Genomic DNA, 17,551 nt, shown 5'->3' on the forward strand with positions numbered 1-17,551 from the left:
CAGGCGATGGACGAGCAGGCGCTGCCCGTGGCGGGCCGTGCGCGGCTCATCCGCGCGGCCGCGGACCTGATCCGCCAGGACCGCCTGTCCTTCACGGCCATGCTCACCCTGAACGCGCTGGCCGTGGGCGCCGGTCTCGCCGGCCCGTGGCTGCTCGGCCGCATCGTCAACGAGGTCCAGCACGGCACGACGGTGGGCACCATCGACCGCCTGGCCGCCGGGGTCCTGGTCTCCGCGCTGGTGCAGCTGCTGCTGGCCCGCTGGGCCCGGCTGATCGGACACCGCTTCGGCGAACGGACACTGGCCCGGGTGCGCGAGCGCTTCGTCGAGCGGGCGATGGCCCTGCCGGTGTCCGTGGTCGAGCGGGCGGGCACCGGCGACCTCACGATCCGCGGCACCGCCGATGTCGGTTCGGTCGGCACCGCGCTGCGTGCCGCGGGCCCCGACCTGTTCATCGCCGGGATCCAGGTACCACTGATCCTCGCCGCCGTCTTCCTGCTCGATCCGCTGCTCGGTGTGTGCGGCCTGGCCGGACTCCTCGGCATCTGGTTCGCGACCCGCTGGTACCTGCGCCGGGCCCACTCGGCGTACCTGGCGGAAGGAGCCGGCCACTCGGCCCTGGCCGAGCAGCTCTCCGTGACCGCCTCCGGCGCACGGACGATCGAGGCGTTCCGCCTTGAGGAGCGGCACGTCACCGCATCGCTGGAGAAGATCGAGCAGAGTCATCGCACCCGGCTGCACACGCTCTTCCTGCGCAGCGTGCTCTTCCCCGCCGTCGACGTCTCCCACGCCGTCCCCGTCGTCGCCGTGCTGCTGGTCGGCTTCCAGCTTCTCCAGCACGGCATGGTCACGCTGGGCGCGGTCGTCGCCTCGGTCATGTACCTGCGGCAGCTGTCCCAGCCGCTGGACACGATCCTCGAGTGGATCGAGCAGTTGCAGAGCAGCGGCGCGGCCTTCGCCCGGGTCGAGGGCCTGGGCGTGGCACTCGACGCCGCGACCGACCGGACCGTGCCCGACCGGACCGAAGCCGTGCCCGGCGGGGCACCGACGCGGCCGAGCGGTCATCAGATCGAGCTGAGCGAAGTCCACTACTCGTACGACGGTACGGGCGACGTGGTCAGCGGCGTCGACCTCACCGTACGACCCGGCGAACGCCTTGCCGTGGTGGGCCGCTCCGGTGCGGGCAAGACCACCCTGAGCCGGCTGCTCGCGGGCATCGACACCCCGCGCGTGGGTACCGTGTCGGTCGGCGGCGTCCGGATCTCCGAGCTGTCACCCCAGGACCTGCGGCGGCAGATCGTCCTGGTGACCCAGGAGCACCACGTCTTCATCGGCACCGTCCGGGACAACCTGCTGCTGGCCGCACCCGGTGCGAGTGACGCCGAACTCATGCGCGCGCTGGCAGCGGTGGGCGCGGACTGGACGGAGCAGCTGCCCCAGGGCCTGGACACCGAGCTGGGTGCGCGGGGGCGTCAGCTGGACGGAGCGCAGGCGCAGCAGCTCAGCCTGGCCCGCGTGGTACTGGCCGACCCGCACACACTCATCCTGGACGAGGCCACCGCCCTGCTCGACCCGCGGACGGCGCGGCGCACCGAGCGGACGCTCGGCGCCGTCCTGGAGGGACGGACGGTCATCGCCATCGCGCACCGCCTGCACACCGCCCATGACGCGGACCGCGTGGCCGTCATGGACGGCGGCCGGCTGACGGAACTCGGCAGCCATGCGGAGCTCGTCGCCGCCGGCGGGACCTACGCCGCCCTGTGGCGCTCCTGGCACGGTGACCCGGCGGCTGCGGTATGAGCCGCGCCTACCGAAGCCCGTCAGCGCACTCGCCCGCGCGGCTTCAGCGCAAGCGCGGGCAGCTCCGGTGCGCGCAGCCGGGCGCCGTCGTAGCCGTGCACCTCACCGAAGCGGGGGGTCGACATCCAGTCCTCCCGCGCCTGGGTGATCTCCTCCCCGGAACGGCCGATGAAGTTCCACCACATCACGATCCGCTCCTCGAACGGCTCGCCGCCGAGCAGCAGGACGGAGCTGTCCGTCCGGGCCAGCAGGGGGAGTTCGGTGCGGCCGCAGCCGAGGTAGAGCATTGCTCCGGGTTCGACTCGGACGCCGTCCACGTCGATGCTGCCGGTCATCGCCAGGACGGCGTACTCGAAGTCGCGCTCCAGGGGCAGCCGCACGGCGGCGCCCTCGGTCAGGGCGAGGTCGGCGCCGACCAGGGGGGTGTAGGCGGTGCCGGGCGAGGCGGCGCCGTCCAGTTCGCCCATGATCACGGTGCTGCGCAGGCCCGGTGCGGTGACCACCGGGAGCCGGCCGTGGTGCTCGAAGGCCGGCGCGGTGTGCCGGTGCTCCTCCGGCAGGGCGACCCACAGCTGGGCGCCGTGCAGCAGGCGGGCGTGCTCGCGCGGGGACTCCTCCGAGTGCGAGATCGCCCGGCCGGAGGTCATCAGGCCCAGCTCGTAGGGGCGGACGGTCTGCAGGCTGCCGAGGCTGTCGCGGTGCAGCACCTCGCCCTCGTGCAGCCAGCTCACGGTCTGCAGGCCCATGTGCGGGTGCGGGGGCACCTGCATGCCGGGCTCGTCGGCGATGTCGTCGGGGCCGTAATGGTCGACGAAGCACCAGGCGCCCACCATGCGCCGGCCGAGGTTGGGCAGCAGCCGGCGCACCTGGGTGCTCTCGCCGAGCTGCACCTGACGGCCGGTCAGCAGCTCCTTGACCGGGCCACTGCTGCCCTCGCCGCCGCAGCGGGTCGGCGAGGGCCTGAGGTCGAGATTGCTCATGTCGCGTCCACCGTACGGGTCGGGGCCGGCCTGGCCGGAGGTCGATACGATCATCCGCCCACCGGGGCCGCCGAGCAAAGCACCGACCCTCGCGCGCTGCGGCCGCGGGCCGGGCGCAGCGGCCTCAGTGCGCGCACGCCCAGGGGGCCTTGGCGGTGGCGCCGGCGGCCAGTTCGCGCAGCGAGCGGACGGCCTCGGCCGGGTCGGCGGCGCCGTACACGGCGGAGCCCGCCACGAAGACGTCCGCGCCGGCCTCGGCGCAGCGCTCGATCGTGGCCGCGGACACCCCGCCGTCGACCTGGAGCCAGAGCTCAAGGCCGTGCTTGCTGATCAGCTCCCGGGTGCGGCGGATCTTGGGCAGCATGATGTCCAGGAAGGCCTGCCCGCCGAAGCCGGGCTCGACCGTCATGATCAGCAGCATGTCCAGCTCGGGCAGCAGGTCCTCGTACGGCTCGATCGGGGTGGCGGGCTTGAGCGCCATCGAGGCGCGGGCGCCCTTCGCGCGGATCTCGCGTGCGAGGCGGACGGGGGCGGCGGCGGCCTCCACGTGGAAGGTCACGGAGCCGGCGCCGGCCTCGACGAACTGCGGGGCCCAGCGGTCCGGGTCCTCGATCATCAGGTGGCAGTCGAGCGGGATGTCGGTGGCGCGCGCGAGGGACTCGACGACCGGGACGCCCAGCGTCAGATTGGGCACGAAGTGGTTGTCCATCACATCGACGTGCAGCCAGTCCGAGCCACGTACGGCCTCGGCCTCGTCGGCCAGCCGCGCGAAGTCCGCGGACAGGATGCTGGGGTTGATCTGCGCCATTTCCGATGCCTTCACAGCTGGACGGTGGTGCCGGGAGCAGGCACCTGTCCCCATCATCTCGCGGCGGGGCGGCCTGAAGTGAACGGTGGCACCCGCCCGTGACCCTGATCACACCGCCCGCGCGCTATCGTGACCGCCGCCCCGTGCGCGCTGTGCCCCGTCCCCGCCGAGAGAGGTCCTCAGATGGCCGAGCTGGTCCATCCCGCCCGTGCGTTGTGGTGGCTCTTCGAGCCGGTGCACGCCGTCACCTACTTCGCACCCGAGAGCCGGGCCGCGTTCGAGGCGGCCGGACTGCGCGGCTCGTGGCGCGGGTACTTCGCGGGCCGTGCGGCCCCGATGGGGCCGGTGGACGCTCCCCCGGTGATCGCCGCGTTCTTCAGCTTCGCGCCCGGGATGGTGGGGCGCGCGCTGCCCGACGTGTGGAGCCGGGCCACCCCGCAGGCGGTGCTCCAGGCCCGGCTGACGGGCGCCGCTGCGGCGCTGGAGCGACTGCTGGAGCACGTCGAGCCGGCCCAGGTCGAGCTGGCGGCGGGGTTGCTGGAGCGGGCCGCCGGGCGGCTGGACGTCGGCGGGCGGGTACTGGCCGCGGCGAACGCCGCGCTGCCCCGGCCAGGCAACCCGTTCGCGCGGCTGTGGCAGGCCACCACGGTGATGCGCGAGCACCGGGGGGACGGGCATGTCGCGGCCCTGGTGGCGGCGGGGCTGGACGGGTGCGAGGCGCTGGTGGTGCGGTGTTCACTGGACGTGCGCCGGGAGGAGCTCCAGCCGTTCCGGGGCTGGACGGACGAGGAGTGGGACGCCGCCACCGAGCGGCTGGCCGAGCGCGGCTGGCTGGCCGACCGGGGGGCGATCACCGAGAGCGGCCGGATCCGCCACCGGGCCCTGGAGTCGGCCACCGACCTGGCGGCCGCCCGGGTCTGGGAGGGCTACCCCCGCGCCGAGCTGGACCGCCTCGCCGCCGCGCTCAAGCCGATCTCCGTGCTGTGCCGATCCGAGCTCCCGGCGGTCAACCCGATCGGCCTGCCGGCCACCGCCGCCTGACCCACACCCCCGCCCACGCCCCTGCCCGCGCGCGGCAGCCTCCCGGCCCCCGACGACGGCGCGGTCCGCGGCTCAACGCGCCGGCGGCGGCACGGCCGCCGCGTCCTCGACGATGTTCCGGTAGCGCAGCGCCCGGTACTCGCCCGTCGGGTGCCCGGTCAGCGTGGGTGCGCCCAGGTCACCGTCGGTGTAGAGGGCGGTGAGGTGCTCGCGCCCGCTCTCCTGGTAGTACGCGAAGGTCCCCGCCGCCGGATCGATCCAGTACGCGAACAGCACGACGTGCTCGGGGCTGTTGAGCACGTCCCCGGGCCTGAGGTCGGCCGGGTCGATCTCCGTGGCGACGCCCGGCAGGTCGCGGGTGGTCAGGCTGCGGGGCAGCTGCCAGGCCATCGACACGAGCCCGGAGCAGTCCTGGCGGTAGCGCCCGCCGGTGGCGGCGTCCTCCCACCAGCTGTACGGCGGCTTCAGGCCGTTGGCGCTGTACGGGACGCCGTGGTCCGCCCAGGCCCGCGCCCGGTCGAGCACCCGGCCGCGCGCCACCTCCCCGCCGGGGGCGGCCCGGTTGCCCAGGGTGCCCGTGGAGGAGGCGGGCAGCGAGTCCGACAGGACACTGCGGGCACGCGAGGGCGGGGCCGCCAGTGCGCCCGGCAGGGCGCAGGCGAGAAGCAACAGGACCGCCACGCGCGTGGCCACGGACTTGCCCGACATGATCCCCTCCCGACGGCCCGATCCCCGGCCCGCTCCCCACCCCGACTCCGACCCCGATGCGGGCCCCCGATGCTCGGCCCGACCCGGCCCATGACGGCTCTCTCGGCCGCCCCCTGTAGGACACGTGACGGGCACAGCCGGTTCCGACCCGCCCCGGGCCGCCACCCGAACCGCGTCCCCCCGACCCGCGTCGCCCCCACGGCGCTCCTGCCGAGCGGGGCCGTCGTCAGCCGGCGTCCGCCAGGCCCTGCGGGGCGCCCAGCACCACGCCCCGGCCCGCGTAGAAGCGCGGCAGGTCCCGCCAGGGGACGCGGGCGAACTGCTGGGACTCCCCGTCGAAGCCGGACGGGTTGTGGATCACCAGACCGTCCTCCGTGGCGCCCACCGCCAGTACCAGATGGCCACCGGGACGCTCCGGTGTGGGCCCGAGCTCCCGCACGGAGGGGTGCACCGAGATCATCGGCAGCCGCCCCTCCGCGAGCAGCCCCGCCAGCTCCTGCACCGCCAGCTCGGGCCTGGCCTGCGCCTCCAGCCCCCAGCGCTCGCGCGCGTACGCGGCGAAGGGCGCGTGGATCAGCCCGTCCAGCTTGTCCCCGTGGCGCACGTACGCGCCCGCCTCCACGCACTCCCCGGCGAGCGTGACGGACGGCGGCGCGACGCCCCACCAGAAGTCGAGGGCCATCCGCAGGCAGGCCATCCCGCACAGTCGCCAGGACCAGAACGCGTACTCGTCCTGGGTGGCGGCCCCGGAGGAGGCCCAGAGCGGGTCGTCGGCGGCGTCCACCTCCTTGGAGAGGATCGCCCGGACCAGGCCGGGGGACTCCCACTGGGAGTAGTAGGGCACCTGGTGGATGATCTCCGCGCCGCTCGTCATGCCACGACCCTGCCACGCCGGGCCGTCCGGCTCACCTCGGGGCACCCGCCGGGGGTGCCGACGGGTGCCCCCGGCGGGGTCCGGGCCGACCGGCGGGCGGGCCGGGCCCGACCGGCATCCCGGACGCTGCCGAGCGCTCGCCGCGTGTCCGTCCCGGCCCCCGCTCCTACCAGGCGTAGCCCTCCGGCGCCGTGCGGTGCCCCGGGAAGATCTCGTCCAGCCGGTCCAGCGTCTTCTGGTCCAGCGTGAGGTCGAGCGCGCGGACGGCCGCGTCCAGCTGCTCCAACGTGCGCGGGCCGACGATCGGCGCGGTGACGGCCGGCCGGGAGAGCAGCCAGGCGAGCGCGATGTCGCCGGGTTCGTGGCCGAGTTCGGCGGCGAAGTCCTCGTACGCCTGGATCTGCTCGCGCTTGGCCGCCAGGGTCTCCGCGGACCGGCCGCCGGCGCGTCGTACGCCCTCGCGTTCCTTGCGCAGCACGCCGCCGAGCAGGCCACCGTGCAGCGGGGACCACGGGATGAGGCCGAGCCCGTAGTGCCCGGCGGCCGGGATGACCTCCAGCTCGATGCTGCGCTCCAGCAGGTTGTAGAGCGACTGCTCGCTGGTCAGGCCGAGGAAGTTGCGGGTCCGGGCGGCCTCCTGGGCGCGGGCGATGTGCCAGCCGGCGAAGTTGCTGGAGCCGACGTAGATGATCTTGCCCTGGGCGACCAGCACCTCCATCGCCTGCCAGATCTCCTCCCACGGCGTGGCCCGGTCGATGTGGTGCATCTGGTACAGGTCGATGTGGTCGGTCCGCAGCCGCCGCAGGCTGGCGTCCACCGCGCGCCGGATGTTGAGCGCGGAGAGCCGGCCCTCGTTGGGCCACTCCCCCATGTCGCCGTAGACCTTGGTGGCCAGGACGGTCTTCTCCCGGCGCCCGCCGCCGCGCGCGAACCAGCTGCCGATGATCTCCTCGGTACGGCCCTTGTTCTCGCCCCAGCCGTAGACGTTGGCGGTGTCGAAGAAGTTGATGCCCCGTTCGTGCGCGGCATCCATGATCCGGTGGGCGTCGGCCTCCTCGGTGTGCGGGCCGAAGTTCATGGTGCCCAGGCAGAGGCGGGACACGGTCAGGCCGGTACGGCCGAGTTTGGTGAACTCCATGGCCCCAACCCTCTTCCGCCCCTGGTCATTTGTCCAGCACCCACGCCACCGCCCGGCCCACGCAGGCGCGTTGGGCGCGTTGGGTCACACCAGCGCCTTGGGCAGCGTCACGCGGACGTACTCCTCGGGGCGGGCGACCTGCGGGGCGTGGCCGGCGTCGAGGTAGAGGTGGCGTTCGGCCTTGGGCAGCGCCAGGTCGATCATGTCCAGGACCGCCGCGAAGATCGGCGGGCTGTCGTCGCTCTGGGTGAGCAGCGCGGGCTCGTTGAAGCGCCCGAGGGCCGCGAGATCGACGTCGAGGGCGTCGGGATCGCGCATCTCGTCCAGGTAGGTGGGCGCGTTGCGGATGAAGGTGTGCCGCACCGGGGCGGGCAGCTGGGCCCAGGCCCCGGGGCCGAAGGCGACGGTCTCGACGAACAGTTCGGCCGCCGCCGCGGGTTCACCGCGTTCCAGCAGGTCGCGTACGGGGGCCAGGCGGGCGGCGACCCCCTCGGCGATCGGCCGCAGGTCGGGGTCCTCCAGGAGCAGCGCCATCCCCGGTGGCTCGTGCACGGCGATCCCCCGGACCAGGTCAGGGCGGGCCGCCGCCAGGCGCAGGGTGATCAGCGAACCGTAGGAGTTGCCGCAGACGAACGCCGGGGCGAGGCCGAGCTCCTCGATCAGTCCGGCGAGGTCCGCGGCGTCCTCGTGGACCGAGCCCTGCGTCAGCGGGTCCTCGCTGCGGCTGTGCCCGCGCCGGTCGTACGTCACGACCGTGCACTGCTCGGCCAGTCCCGGTACGACTCGGGCCCAGTTGTCGGCGTCACTCCACGAGCCGTGGACGAGGACCACGCTCGGGCCCGTCCCCCGTAGCTCGTAGTAGAGCGAAACCCCGTTCACGCTGACCTCGGCCATCGCGGACCTCCAGACCTAGCCGGGCCTCCCCCACCAGCCTGGCACAGCCCGGCGCCGACCGAACGTCCGGCGGACCCCGGCCCGGACCCCGGCCCGGCTGTCGCCGCGACCAGGAGCCGGGGCGGCCGGGCGGGGCAGAGCCGCAGCCCCGGTGGCCCCGGTCGCCCCGGCCGCCCCGGGCTCAGGCGGTACGGCGCAGCAGGGCCAGGTACATCGCGTCCGTGCCGTGCAGGTGCGGCCAGAGCTGGACGTCCGGGCCCTCCCCCAGCGCGGGCACGCCGGGCAGCAGCGGGCGGGCGTCGATCCACTCCAGCCGTCCGCCCTCGGCGCGCAGCACGTCGTCGACGACGGCCCTGGTCTCGGCCAGGTGCGGCGAGCAGGTGGCGTAGCCGACCACGCCACCGATCCGGGTGGCGTCGACGGCACCGCGCAGCAGGTCCCGCTGGAGCGGGCCGAAGCCGGCGATGTCGTCGGGGCGTCGGCGCCACCGGGCCTCGGGGCGCCGGCGCAGGGCGCCCAGGCCGGAGCACGGGACGTCCACCAGGACCCGGTCGAAGCTGCCGGGCCGCCAGGCGGGGCTGGTGCCGTCGGCGGCGATGACGGTGTACGGGCCGGGGTTGCCGGCCAGGGCCCGGGCGACCAGGCGGGCGCGGTGGGGCTGCTTCTCGCTCGCCACCAGGGCGGCTCCGCGCTGCGCGGCGAGGGCGCCGAGCAGGGCCGCCTTGCCGCCGGGGCCCGCGCAGCCGTCCAGCCAGACGCGGTCCGGGCCCTCCAGCGGTGCGGCGGCCAGGGCGAGGGCGACCAGCTGGCTGCCCTCGTCCTGGACGCCGGCGCTGTTGTCCTTGACGGCGTCCAGCGCGCCGGGGTCGCCGCCCTCCGCCAGCCGCAGGGCGTACGGCGACCAGCGCCCGGGGGTCGCCTCCGGCAGCGCCCGGGCGAGGTCCTCGACGGCCACCCGGCCGGGCCGGGCGACCAGCGTGACCTCGGGGCGCTCGTTGTCGGCCCGCAGCAGGTCCTCCAGCGCGCTGCGGCCGCAGGCGTCGGGCTGCCAGCGGCCGAGCGAGTCCCAGAGCGCGGAGACCACCCAGCGCGGGTGCGAGTGGACCACGGCGAGGTGGTCCTCGGCGTCCTTCTCGTACGGCGGGGCGACCTGCGCGATCCAGGCGTCCAGGTCCTGGGCACTGATCCGGCGCAGGACGGCGTTGACGAACTTGGCCTTGCCGTCGCCGAGGACGACCCGGGCCAGCTCGACGGTGGCGGAGACGGCGGCGTGGCTGGGGATGCGGGTGGTCAGCAGCTGGTGCGCGCCGAGGGAGAGCACGTCCAGGACGGGCGGGTCGACCTCGCGCAGCGGCCGGTCGACGCAGGCGGCGATGATCGCGTCGTAGGTGCCCTGGAGCCGCAGGGTGCCGTAGACGAGCTCGGTGGCGAGGGCGGCGTCGCGCCGGTCCAGGCCGCTCTTCTGCTCGGCCTCGCGCAGCAGCGAGGGCAGGATCAGGTTGGCGTACGCGTCCCGCTCGTCGACGGCGCGCAGCGCGCGGAACGCGACGATCCGGGCCGGGTCCTTCTTGGGGCGGCGGTGCGGACGGGCGGGGCGCTTGGCGCCGGGGGTGCTGGGGGTGCTCACTGGTGCCTCAATGTGCTGCGGGGTTATGGACGGTGGTGCGGGTGACGCGTGACGCGGTGTGTCACGTGTGACGTCATCGGGGACGGCCGGGCGGGGCGCCGGCGGCTTCAGTGTCCGAGCTGCTCGCCGGACTCGATCCGGGCCCCTCGGGCCCAGTCTGCCGCGCGCATGGCCTTCTTGCCCTGCGGCTGGACCTCGCCGAGTTCGACCTCGTGACTGCCGGTGCCCACCCGCACGCTGTTCTTGCCGACCGCGAGCACTCCGGGTGCGAGCTCGGTGGCGTCGGTGAGCAGCTTCACGGGGCCGGAGATCTTGAGCCGCTCGCCGCGGAAGACCGTCCAGGCGCCGGGGGCGGGTGCGCAGCCGCGCACCACCCGGTCGATCCGCAGCGCGGGGTGGGCCCAGTCGATCCTGGCGTCCTCGACGGCGAGCTTCGGAGCGAGGGTGACGCCCTCGGCGGGCTGCGGCACGGCGTGCAGCGAGCCGTCCTCGATGCCGTCCATGGTCGCGGTCAGCAGCCGGGCGCCCGCGTGCGAGAGGCGGGTGAGCAGCTCGCCGCTGGTGTCACCGGGGCGGATCTCCTCGGTGAGCAGGCCGAAGACCGGGCCGGAGTCCAGGCCCTGCTCGATCAGGAAGGTGGACGCGCCGGTCACCTCGTCGCCGGCCAGTACGGCGTGCTGGACGGGCGCCGCGCCGCGCCAGGCGGGCAGCAGCGAGAAGTGCAGGTTGACCCAGCCGTGCTCGGGGATCTCCAGCGCGCCGGGGCGGATCAGCGCGCCGTACGCGACGACCGGGCAGCAGTCCGGGGCGAGCTCGGTCAGGCGGGCCAGGAACTCCGGCTCGCTCGGCTTCGCGGGCTTGAGGACCTCGATCCCGGCCGCCTCGGCGCGCTGGGCGACGGGGCTGGCGACCAGCTTGCGGCCGCGGCCGGCGGGGGCGTCGGGGCGGGTGACCACCGCGACGACCTCGTGCCGGTCGGAGGCGAGCAGGGCGTCCAGGGCGGGGACGGCGACCTCGGGGGTGCCGGCGAAGACGAGGCGCATGGGTTCCTTTCGGTGGCCTGTCGGTGGCCTGAGGTCTGGAGCGGATCTGGAACGGATCTGGAACGAGCGGTGAACCTGAAGCCCGGTGTCGGGGAAGCCTGGTACCGGCAAGCCCGGTGTCGGCGCAGGACGCGGGCCCTCAGCGGGCGGAGCCGAAGGTGCCGTGCGGGGAGATCTTCACGGTCGGGGCCGGGCCCTCGCCCCAGTCGGCCTCGCGGATCGCCTTGAGCGCGGCCTTGCGCTGCTCGCGGTCGAGCCGGTCGATGAAGATGACGCCGTCCAGGTGGTCGGTCTCGTGCTGGATGCAGCGGGCGAGCAGCTGGGTGCCCTCTATCGTCACCGGGTCGCCGTACATGTTGAAGCCCTTGGCGACCACGCCGTACGCGCGCCGGGTGTCGAAGCGCAGACCGGGCAGCGAGAGGCAGCCCTCGGGGCCGTCCTGCTCCTCGTCGGTGAGCGACAGGTCCGGGTTGATCAGATGACCCACCACACCGTCCACGTTGTAGGTGAACACCCTCAGGGAGACACCGAGTTGAGGCGCCGCCAGGCCGGCACCGGGAGCGTCCAGCATGGTGTCGGTGAGGTTCCCGACCAGCGTGCGCAGCTCCTTGTCGAAGGTGGTCACCCGCCGCGCGGTGGCGCGCAGGACGGGGTCACCGAAGATGCGGATCGGCTGGATCGGCACGGTGGCGGGCTCCTGTGCGGTCGGGGGGGCCGGGCGGCTGGTCGCTGGCAAGTCTATGCAATCGCGTCGGCCGTCCGGCCGGGGCGTCGGAGGTTCTGGCATATCCCGAGTGGAGCCGCCTGCGTGACCCCGGCCCCTGCTGACGCGTTGGTCAAGTGAGATTGACCGGGGCACGGGTAGTCGCCCCGACCGAGCTGACCGTACGGAAGGTGGCACGTAGGCCATGGCCGAGCAGATCAATCACGACGCCCGGGCGCGGGCGAGCCTGCACCTGCTGGTGCGGGACATCGAGCGGGTGCGGCGGCAGGTCGACGCGCTGCGGACGCTCACCGCCCAGCTGGGCAATGTGTACCGCCCCCGGCGGCCCAGTACGTCGGCGGGCTTCGTGGTGTACGGGCGGGCGCCCGCGCCGACCGTCCGGCTGGCGCAGGAGCTGCGGGAGAGCGTGGAGACGCTGGTCGGGGCGGCGGTCGAGTTCGACCGGGCGCTGGGCTTCTCCTGGGACTCCGTGGGCTCCGCCCTCGGCGTCACCAAGCAGGCGGTGCACCGCCGGTACGGGATGCGGCGCCCGACCAGCGAACTGCTGGCGGCGGGCGGCGTGCCCGCACCGGCCGTCCCCGGACCGGCGCGGGGCGGCCGGCCCGACGAGGTCGGCGCCGCGGCCGCCCCGGCCCCGGCCGGCCTGACCCCCACCGTCCCGGCGGCCCGCCAGGGCGGCCTGGACCGCACGGGCGTACCGCTGCGCGGCTGAGCCGGCGAGGCTGAGCCGCCAAGTCGACCGGGCCGACCCCATGCACCAAGAGTCGGCCCGGCCGACTTCTCACTCCAGTACGCGCGCCACCACCCCGGACACGCCCCCGGCACACCGCCGGAGGCCCCGCGCGGGCGCGAAGCCCGCCCCACACGCCCGCCCGAACCGGCCCGCCCACACCGGCGCGCCCCGCACTCATGGCGCCCTGCACCGCAAGTCCCACCACAGGCCCCGCGCACCCGCACACCCCCGCACGCGGCGCGAACAGCGACCCCGCGCGCCCGCCCAAACTCAGCCGATATCCGTCGGGTCGATCCGCACCCGCACCGGGTCCGGCGTGCGCAGCGCGATCCGGGCGATCTGCGCCGCCTTCAGCGCGGCGGCGAGCGCCGCGCCCTGCCCCGGCGCGACCCGCAGCAGGGCGCGCTCCACCTCCTCCCCCCGCGCGCCGGGTACCGGCACCGGGCCGAGGACGTCGGCGCCCTCCGGCAGCCGGGCCAGGCCCAGCAGGTCGGCGACGGCCGTGGGCGAACCCGTCACCGAGGCCATCCGGGAGACCGGCGGGAAGTGCAGCTGGGCGCGCTCCTCCAGCTCCTGCGCCGCGTGCCCCGCCGGGTCCCACCGCACCAGCGCCTGCACCGGCCGCGCGGTCGGCTCCGCGACCACCACCACCGTGCCGCCCTCCGTGGCCGGCCGGACCAGCCCGGCGGCCGTCAGCCAGAGCCGCAGCGCCTCCTCGCCCGCCCGCAGGTCGGGGCGGCCCAGCAGCGCCCAGCCGTCCAGCAGCAGGGCGGCGGCGTAGCCGCCCTCCGCGACGGGCTCGGCCCCCGGGGTGGCGATCACCAGGGCGGGCTCGGCCGGCACCGAGGCCAGGATCGCGTCCCGCCCGGAGGTACGGACGGGGATCCGCGGGAAGGCCTTGCCCAGCTCCTCGGCCGTCCGCCGGGCGCCGACCACCTGCGCCCGCAGCCGGAACGAGCCGCACTCGGCGCAGTGCCAGGAGGCCTCCGCCTCCCCGCACCAGGCGCAGCTCAGCCGCGCCTGGGCGGACGCGGCCTCCAGCGGGCCCTCACAGCGCCGGCAGCGCGCGGGCGTGCGGCAGCGCCCGCAGGCCAGCCGGGGTACGTAGCCGCGCCGGGGCACCTGGATCAGCACCGGCCCGGACTTGAGCGCCTCACGGGCCACCTCGGAGGCCACCGAGGGCAGCCGGGCGGCCTGCGCGGCGGCGTCCCTGGCCTGGTCGAGGTCGGTCACCGTCCGGACCCTGGGGGCGACCGCCCGTACCGTCTCGCGGCCGGCCGCCAGCGGGCGGGCCCAGCCGGTGTTCACCAGCTGGGCCGCCTCGACCGTCACCGCCAGGCCGCCGAGCAGCACCGCGGCGCCCTCCTCGGCGGCCCGCAGCAGGGCCACCTCCCGGACGTGCGGGTGGGGGGCGCGCGGGTCGCTGTGACTGCCGTCGCCGTCCGACCAGACGACGACCAGGCCGAGGTCGCGGACGGGGGCGAACATCGCGGCCCGGGTGCCGACGGCGGCCCGGACCGAGCCCCGGCTGACGGCCAGCCAGCGCCGGTAGCGCTCCTTGGGGCCGAGATCGGCCGCCAGGGTGGCGTGCTGGTCGCCGCCGAGCAGTTCGGTCAGCGCGTCGTCGACCCGGGCGGCGGCCCGCCCGTCCGGCAGGACGACCAGCGCGCCGCGCCCGCCGGCCAGGGTGGCGGCGACGGCCCGGGCGATCTCGTGCGGCCAGCTGGGGCCGGGCAGGGCCGTCCAGACGGCGCGCGGCGCCCGGCCTGCGGTCAGCGCGGCGAGGTACTCGGGGCCCTGCGGGTAACGGCTCCAGCTGCCCGGCTCCGGGGCCGCGGGCGGCGGCGCCGCCGGCGGGGAGGGCTCGGCCTCCGCCTTGGCGTGCCGGGGCGGGACGGCGAGCTGGAGGACATCGGCGAGGGTGCCCGCGTAGCGGTCGGCGACGGTGCGGCACAGCCGCAGCAGGGCGGGCGACAGGACCGGCTCGGGCGAGAGGACCTGGGCGAGCGGCGCCAGTGGGCCGGGGTAGTCGCTCTCGGCCAGGCGCGCGACGATGAAGCCGTCGTGCAGTTCGCCGCCCTCGCGCCGCCCGTTGACCACGCGCGCCCCGAAGCGCACCCGGACCCGGACGCCGGGCAGGGCCTCCTCCGCCATCGTCGCGGGCACGGCGTAGTCGAAGAACTTGTCGATGGTGAGCACGCCCTTGTCGACCACGACCCGGGCCACCGGGAGGTGCTCGGCCCGCTGGGCACCCCGCCAGGTGCGGGGCTTGGCACGCCGGACCGTCTCCCGGATGAACGCGAGCTGCTCCGGTGCCCCGCTGCCGGCCGACTCCTCTGCGCTGCTCATCGCTCCAGTACTACCCGCTAGGACTGACACAAAGCCGCAGGCGGCGGCCGCCCCGAAGGCCCGGGGCGGGCGCCGCCTGCGGTGAGAGGCTCGATCAGGCCTCGACAGCCTTCTTCAGCTGCTCGACCCGGTCGGTGCGCTCCCAGGTGAAGTCCGGCAGCTCACGGCCGAAGTGGCCGTACGCGGCGGTCTGCGAGTAGATCGGGCGCAGCAGGTCCAGGTCGCGGATGATCGCGGCCGGGCGCAGGTCGAAGACCTGGGTGACGGCAGCCTGGATCTTGAGCACCGGTACGGTCTCGGTGCCGAAGGTCTCCACGAACAGGCCCACCGGCTCGGCCTTGCCGATCGCGTACGCGACCTGCACCTCGGCGCGGCTGGCCAGGCCCGCCGCGACGATGTTCTTGGCGACCCAGCGCATGGCGTACGCGGCCGAGCGGTCGACCTTGGACGGGTCCTTGCCCGAGAAGGCGCCGCCGCCGTGACGGGCCATGCCGCCGTAGGTGTCGATGATGATCTTGCGGCCGGTCAGGCCGGCGTCGCCCATCGGGCCGCCGATCTCGAAGCGGCCGGTCGGGTTGACCAGCAGGCGGTAGCCGTCGGTCACCAGCTTGATGCCCTCGTCGGCGAGCGCCTTGAGCTCGGGCTCCACGACGAACTCGCGGATGTCCGGGGTCAGCAGCGAGTCGAGGTCGATGTCGCTGGCGTGCTGGGAGGAGACCACCACGGTGTCCAGGCGCACGGCCTTGTCGCCGTCGTACTCGATGGTGACCTGGGTCTTGCCGTCGGGGCGCAGGTACGGGATGGTGCCGTTCTTGCGGACCTCGGACAGACGGCGCGAGAGGCGGTGCGCCAGCGTGATCGGCAGCGGCATCAGCTCGGGGGTCTCGTCCGACGCGTAGCCGAACATCAGGCCCTGGTCGCCGGCACCCTGCTTGTCCAGGTCGTCCTCGTCGCCCTCGACCCGCGCCTCGTACGCGGTGTCGACGCCCTGCGCGATGTCGGGGGACTGCGACCCGATGGAGACCGACACGCCGCAGGAGGCGCCGTCGAAGCCCTTCTTCGAGCTGTCGTACCCGATCTCCAGGATCTTGTCCCGGACGAGCTGGGCGATCGGCGCGTACGCCTTCGTGGTCACCTCACCGGCGATGTGGACCTGGCCGGTGGTGATGAGCGTCTCCACGGCGACCCGGGAGGTCGGGTCCTCCTTGAGGAGAGCGTCCAGGATGGTGTCGCTGATCTGGTCAGCGATCTTGTCGGGGTGTCCCTCGGTGACGGACTCCGAGGTGAACAGGCGGCGAGACACAGCGCTCCCTGGGGTTGCAGCGGCTGCTGACTGAAGGCCCCCGGCGGACCGGGGACATCCGGAAAGACTTGATTCCTGGAGTGTAACGGGCGGCTACCGGCAAACGGCACTCATGTCCAAGACGAAAGACGAAAGCGGGATCGGATTACGTCAGCTGGCCGTGCTCGCCGAGCCGTGCGGCGACGAGGTCCCAGACAATGTCGGCCAGGGCCTCCTTGGGGCCCACCGGCACGTGCGTCTCACTGCCGTCGGCGCCCAGCACGACGGCTTCGTTGACGTCCGAACCGAATGCCTTGCGCTCGCCGACCTCGTTGACCACCAACAGGTCGCAGCCCTTGCGGGCGAGCTTGGCCCGGCCGTTGGCGAGGACGTCGTCGGTCTCGGCGGCGAAGCCCACCACCAGCTGGCCGGGGCGGGCCCGGTCAGCGGAGATCTCGGCCAGGATGTCGGGGTTGCGTACCAGGGCGACGGGTGCGGGCTCCACCCCGTCCACCTTCTTGATCTTGCCCTCGGCGTACTCGGACGGCCGGAAATCGGCGACGGCGGCGGCCATCACCACCGCGTCCGCGTCCGCCACCGCCTTCAGGGCCGCCTCGCGCAGCTGGAGCGCGGTGGAGACCCGCACCACGTCCACCCCGGCCGGGTCGGGCAGCTCGGCGTTGGCCGAGAGCAAGGTCACCCTGGCGCCGCGCGCGGCGGCGGTCGCGGCGAGCGCGTAGCCCTGCTTGCCGGAGGAGCGGTTGCCGAGGAAGCGCACCGGGTCGAGCGGCTCGCGGGTGCCGCCGGCCGAGACCACCACGTGCCGCCCGGCCAGGTCGGTGGCGGCTGTGCCGCGGCGCAGCAGGGCGCGGCAGGCCTCGAAGATCGCGGCGGGCTCGGGCAGCCGGCCCTTGCCGGTGTCGACACCGGTGAGGCGGCCGACGGCGGGCTCCAGCACGATCGCGCCGCGCCGGCGCAGCGTGGCGACGTTCTCCTGGGTGGCCGGGTGCTCCCACATCTCGGTGTGCATCGCGGGCGCGAAGACCACCGGACAGCGGGCGGTGAGCAGGGTGTTGGTGAGCAGGTCGTCGGCCAGGCCGTGGGCGGCCTTGGCCATCAGGTCGGCGGTGGCGGGGGCGACCACGACCAGGTCGGCCTGCTGGCCGATCCGCACGTGCGGCACCTGGTGGACGCGCTCCCAGGTCTCGGTGGCGGCCGGGCGGCCGGAGAGCGCGGCCCAGGTGGCCTCGCCGACGAAGTGCAGGGCGGCCGCCGTCGGCACCACCGTGACCTGGTGGCCGGACTCGGTCAGCCGGCGCAGCAGCTCACAGGCCTTGTACGCGGCGATGCCGCCGCTGACGCCGAGGACGACGCGCGGGGCGTCGGGCCGGTCCGTGGTCGCACTCATGGCTGCCTGTCTCTCCGTCCGTTCGGGTGCAGCTCACCCTACGGCTCGGCGGATCACCCCCGCACTGTGGCGCAACGCACATGCGAGAGGGCCCGCCGGACGGATCCGGCGGGCCCTCTCACAAGGGTTCACACGAGTATGC

Annotated in this window: 15 protein-coding genes; 3 read left to right on the forward strand and 12 right to left on the reverse strand. The window is 74.8% G+C overall.

Translation table 11 applies throughout. The features are described 5' to 3' along the window. Nucleotides 1-6: 6 nt before the first annotated feature. Nucleotides 7-1,800: an ABC transporter ATP-binding protein gene (locus ACIBH3_RS30745; RefSeq protein ID WP_396315429.1), complete on the forward strand. Its 1,794-nt coding sequence runs from the start codon at nucleotides 7-9 to the stop codon at nucleotides 1,798-1,800. Between the two features lie 20 nt (nucleotides 1,801-1,820). Here ACIBH3_RS30745 and ACIBH3_RS30750 read toward each other — a convergent pair whose 3' ends face one another. Both ACIBH3_RS30750 and rpe read right to left on the reverse strand, forming a co-directional pair. Next, complete coding sequence (locus tag ACIBH3_RS30750) at nucleotides 1,821-2,780, reverse strand: pirin family protein (RefSeq protein WP_396315430.1); 960 nt, start codon at nucleotides 2,778-2,780, stop codon at nucleotides 1,821-1,823. Nucleotides 2,781-2,904: 124 nt separating this feature from the next. Then, complete coding sequence (gene rpe, locus ACIBH3_RS30755; RefSeq protein WP_396315431.1) at nucleotides 2,905-3,588, reverse strand: ribulose-phosphate 3-epimerase; 684 nt, start codon at nucleotides 3,586-3,588, stop codon at nucleotides 2,905-2,907. A gap of 183 nt (nucleotides 3,589-3,771) precedes the next feature. Between rpe and ACIBH3_RS30760 the strand changes: the two genes are divergently transcribed. Next, the gene (locus ACIBH3_RS30760) at nucleotides 3,772-4,629 is read left to right on the forward strand and encodes a hypothetical protein (RefSeq protein WP_396315381.1); all 858 of its coding nucleotides are present in this window, start codon (nucleotides 3,772-3,774) and stop codon (nucleotides 4,627-4,629) included. A 72-nt stretch (nucleotides 4,630-4,701) separates the two neighbouring features. Here ACIBH3_RS30760 and ACIBH3_RS30765 read toward each other — a convergent pair whose 3' ends face one another. The 7 genes from ACIBH3_RS30765 to def all read right to left on the reverse strand — a co-directional run bounded on the left by ACIBH3_RS30765 (nucleotide 4,702) and on the right by def (nucleotide 11,598). Continuing rightward, nucleotides 4,702-5,337, reverse strand: coding sequence for a hypothetical protein (locus tag ACIBH3_RS30765; protein ID WP_396315382.1), 636 nt, complete (start codon nucleotides 5,335-5,337; stop codon nucleotides 4,702-4,704). Nucleotides 5,338-5,563: 226 nt separating this feature from the next. Continuing rightward, on the reverse strand, nucleotides 5,564-6,211 hold the full coding sequence (locus tag ACIBH3_RS30770; protein ID WP_396315383.1) for a C39 family peptidase: 648 nt from the start codon (nucleotides 6,209-6,211) through the stop codon (nucleotides 5,564-5,566). Nucleotides 6,212-6,377: 166 nt separating this feature from the next. After that, the gene (locus tag ACIBH3_RS30775; RefSeq protein WP_396315384.1) at nucleotides 6,378-7,349 is read right to left on the reverse strand and encodes an aldo/keto reductase; all 972 of its coding nucleotides are present in this window, start codon (nucleotides 7,347-7,349) and stop codon (nucleotides 6,378-6,380) included. Nucleotides 7,350-7,433: 84 nt separating this feature from the next. Next, on the reverse strand, nucleotides 7,434-8,243 hold the full coding sequence (locus ACIBH3_RS30780; RefSeq protein ID WP_396315385.1) for an alpha/beta fold hydrolase: 810 nt from the start codon (nucleotides 8,241-8,243) through the stop codon (nucleotides 7,434-7,436). 181 nt (nucleotides 8,244-8,424) lie between these two features. Then, nucleotides 8,425-9,870 (reverse strand): RsmB/NOP family class I SAM-dependent RNA methyltransferase, encoded by a 1,446-nt coding sequence (locus ACIBH3_RS30785; RefSeq protein ID WP_396315386.1) that lies wholly within the window; start codon nucleotides 9,868-9,870, stop codon nucleotides 8,425-8,427. A gap of 107 nt (nucleotides 9,871-9,977) precedes the next feature. After that, nucleotides 9,978-10,913, reverse strand: a complete 936-nt coding sequence (fmt, locus tag ACIBH3_RS30790) for a methionyl-tRNA formyltransferase (RefSeq protein WP_396315387.1) — start codon at nucleotides 10,911-10,913, stop codon at nucleotides 9,978-9,980. Nucleotides 10,914-11,052: 139 nt separating this feature from the next. Then, the gene (gene def, locus ACIBH3_RS30795) at nucleotides 11,053-11,598 is read right to left on the reverse strand and encodes a peptide deformylase (RefSeq protein WP_396315388.1); all 546 of its coding nucleotides are present in this window, start codon (nucleotides 11,596-11,598) and stop codon (nucleotides 11,053-11,055) included. A 223-nt stretch (nucleotides 11,599-11,821) separates the two neighbouring features. On the opposite strand from def, the gene ACIBH3_RS30800 reads away from it, so the two are divergent. Then, entirely contained in the window at nucleotides 11,822-12,349 is a 528-nt protein-coding gene (locus ACIBH3_RS30800) for a hypothetical protein (protein ID WP_396315389.1), read from the forward strand. A 291-nt stretch (nucleotides 12,350-12,640) separates the two neighbouring features. Here ACIBH3_RS30800 and ACIBH3_RS30805 read toward each other — a convergent pair whose 3' ends face one another. The 3 genes from ACIBH3_RS30805 to coaBC form a co-directional block, all read right to left on the reverse strand. After that, entirely contained in the window at nucleotides 12,641-14,719 is a 2,079-nt protein-coding gene (locus ACIBH3_RS30805; RefSeq protein ID WP_396315390.1) for a primosomal protein N', read from the reverse strand. Nucleotides 14,720-14,813: 94 nt separating this feature from the next. Further along, nucleotides 14,814-16,022: a methionine adenosyltransferase gene (gene metK, locus ACIBH3_RS30810; RefSeq protein ID WP_396315391.1), complete on the reverse strand. Its 1,209-nt coding sequence runs from the start codon at nucleotides 16,020-16,022 to the stop codon at nucleotides 14,814-14,816. A 145-nt stretch (nucleotides 16,023-16,167) separates the two neighbouring features. Then, nucleotides 16,168-17,409 carry a bifunctional phosphopantothenoylcysteine decarboxylase/phosphopantothenate--cysteine ligase CoaBC gene (gene coaBC / locus ACIBH3_RS30815; RefSeq protein ID WP_396315392.1) on the reverse strand — a complete coding sequence of 414 codons (1,242 nt, stop codon included), beginning with the start codon at nucleotides 17,407-17,409 and terminating at the stop codon, nucleotides 16,168-16,170. Nucleotides 17,410-17,551: the final 142 nt, after the last annotated feature.

Source organism: Kitasatospora sp. NPDC050543 (genome assembly GCF_044457565.1).
In the GTDB taxonomy this organism is placed as follows: domain Bacteria; phylum Actinomycetota; class Actinomycetes; order Streptomycetales; family Streptomycetaceae; genus Kitasatospora.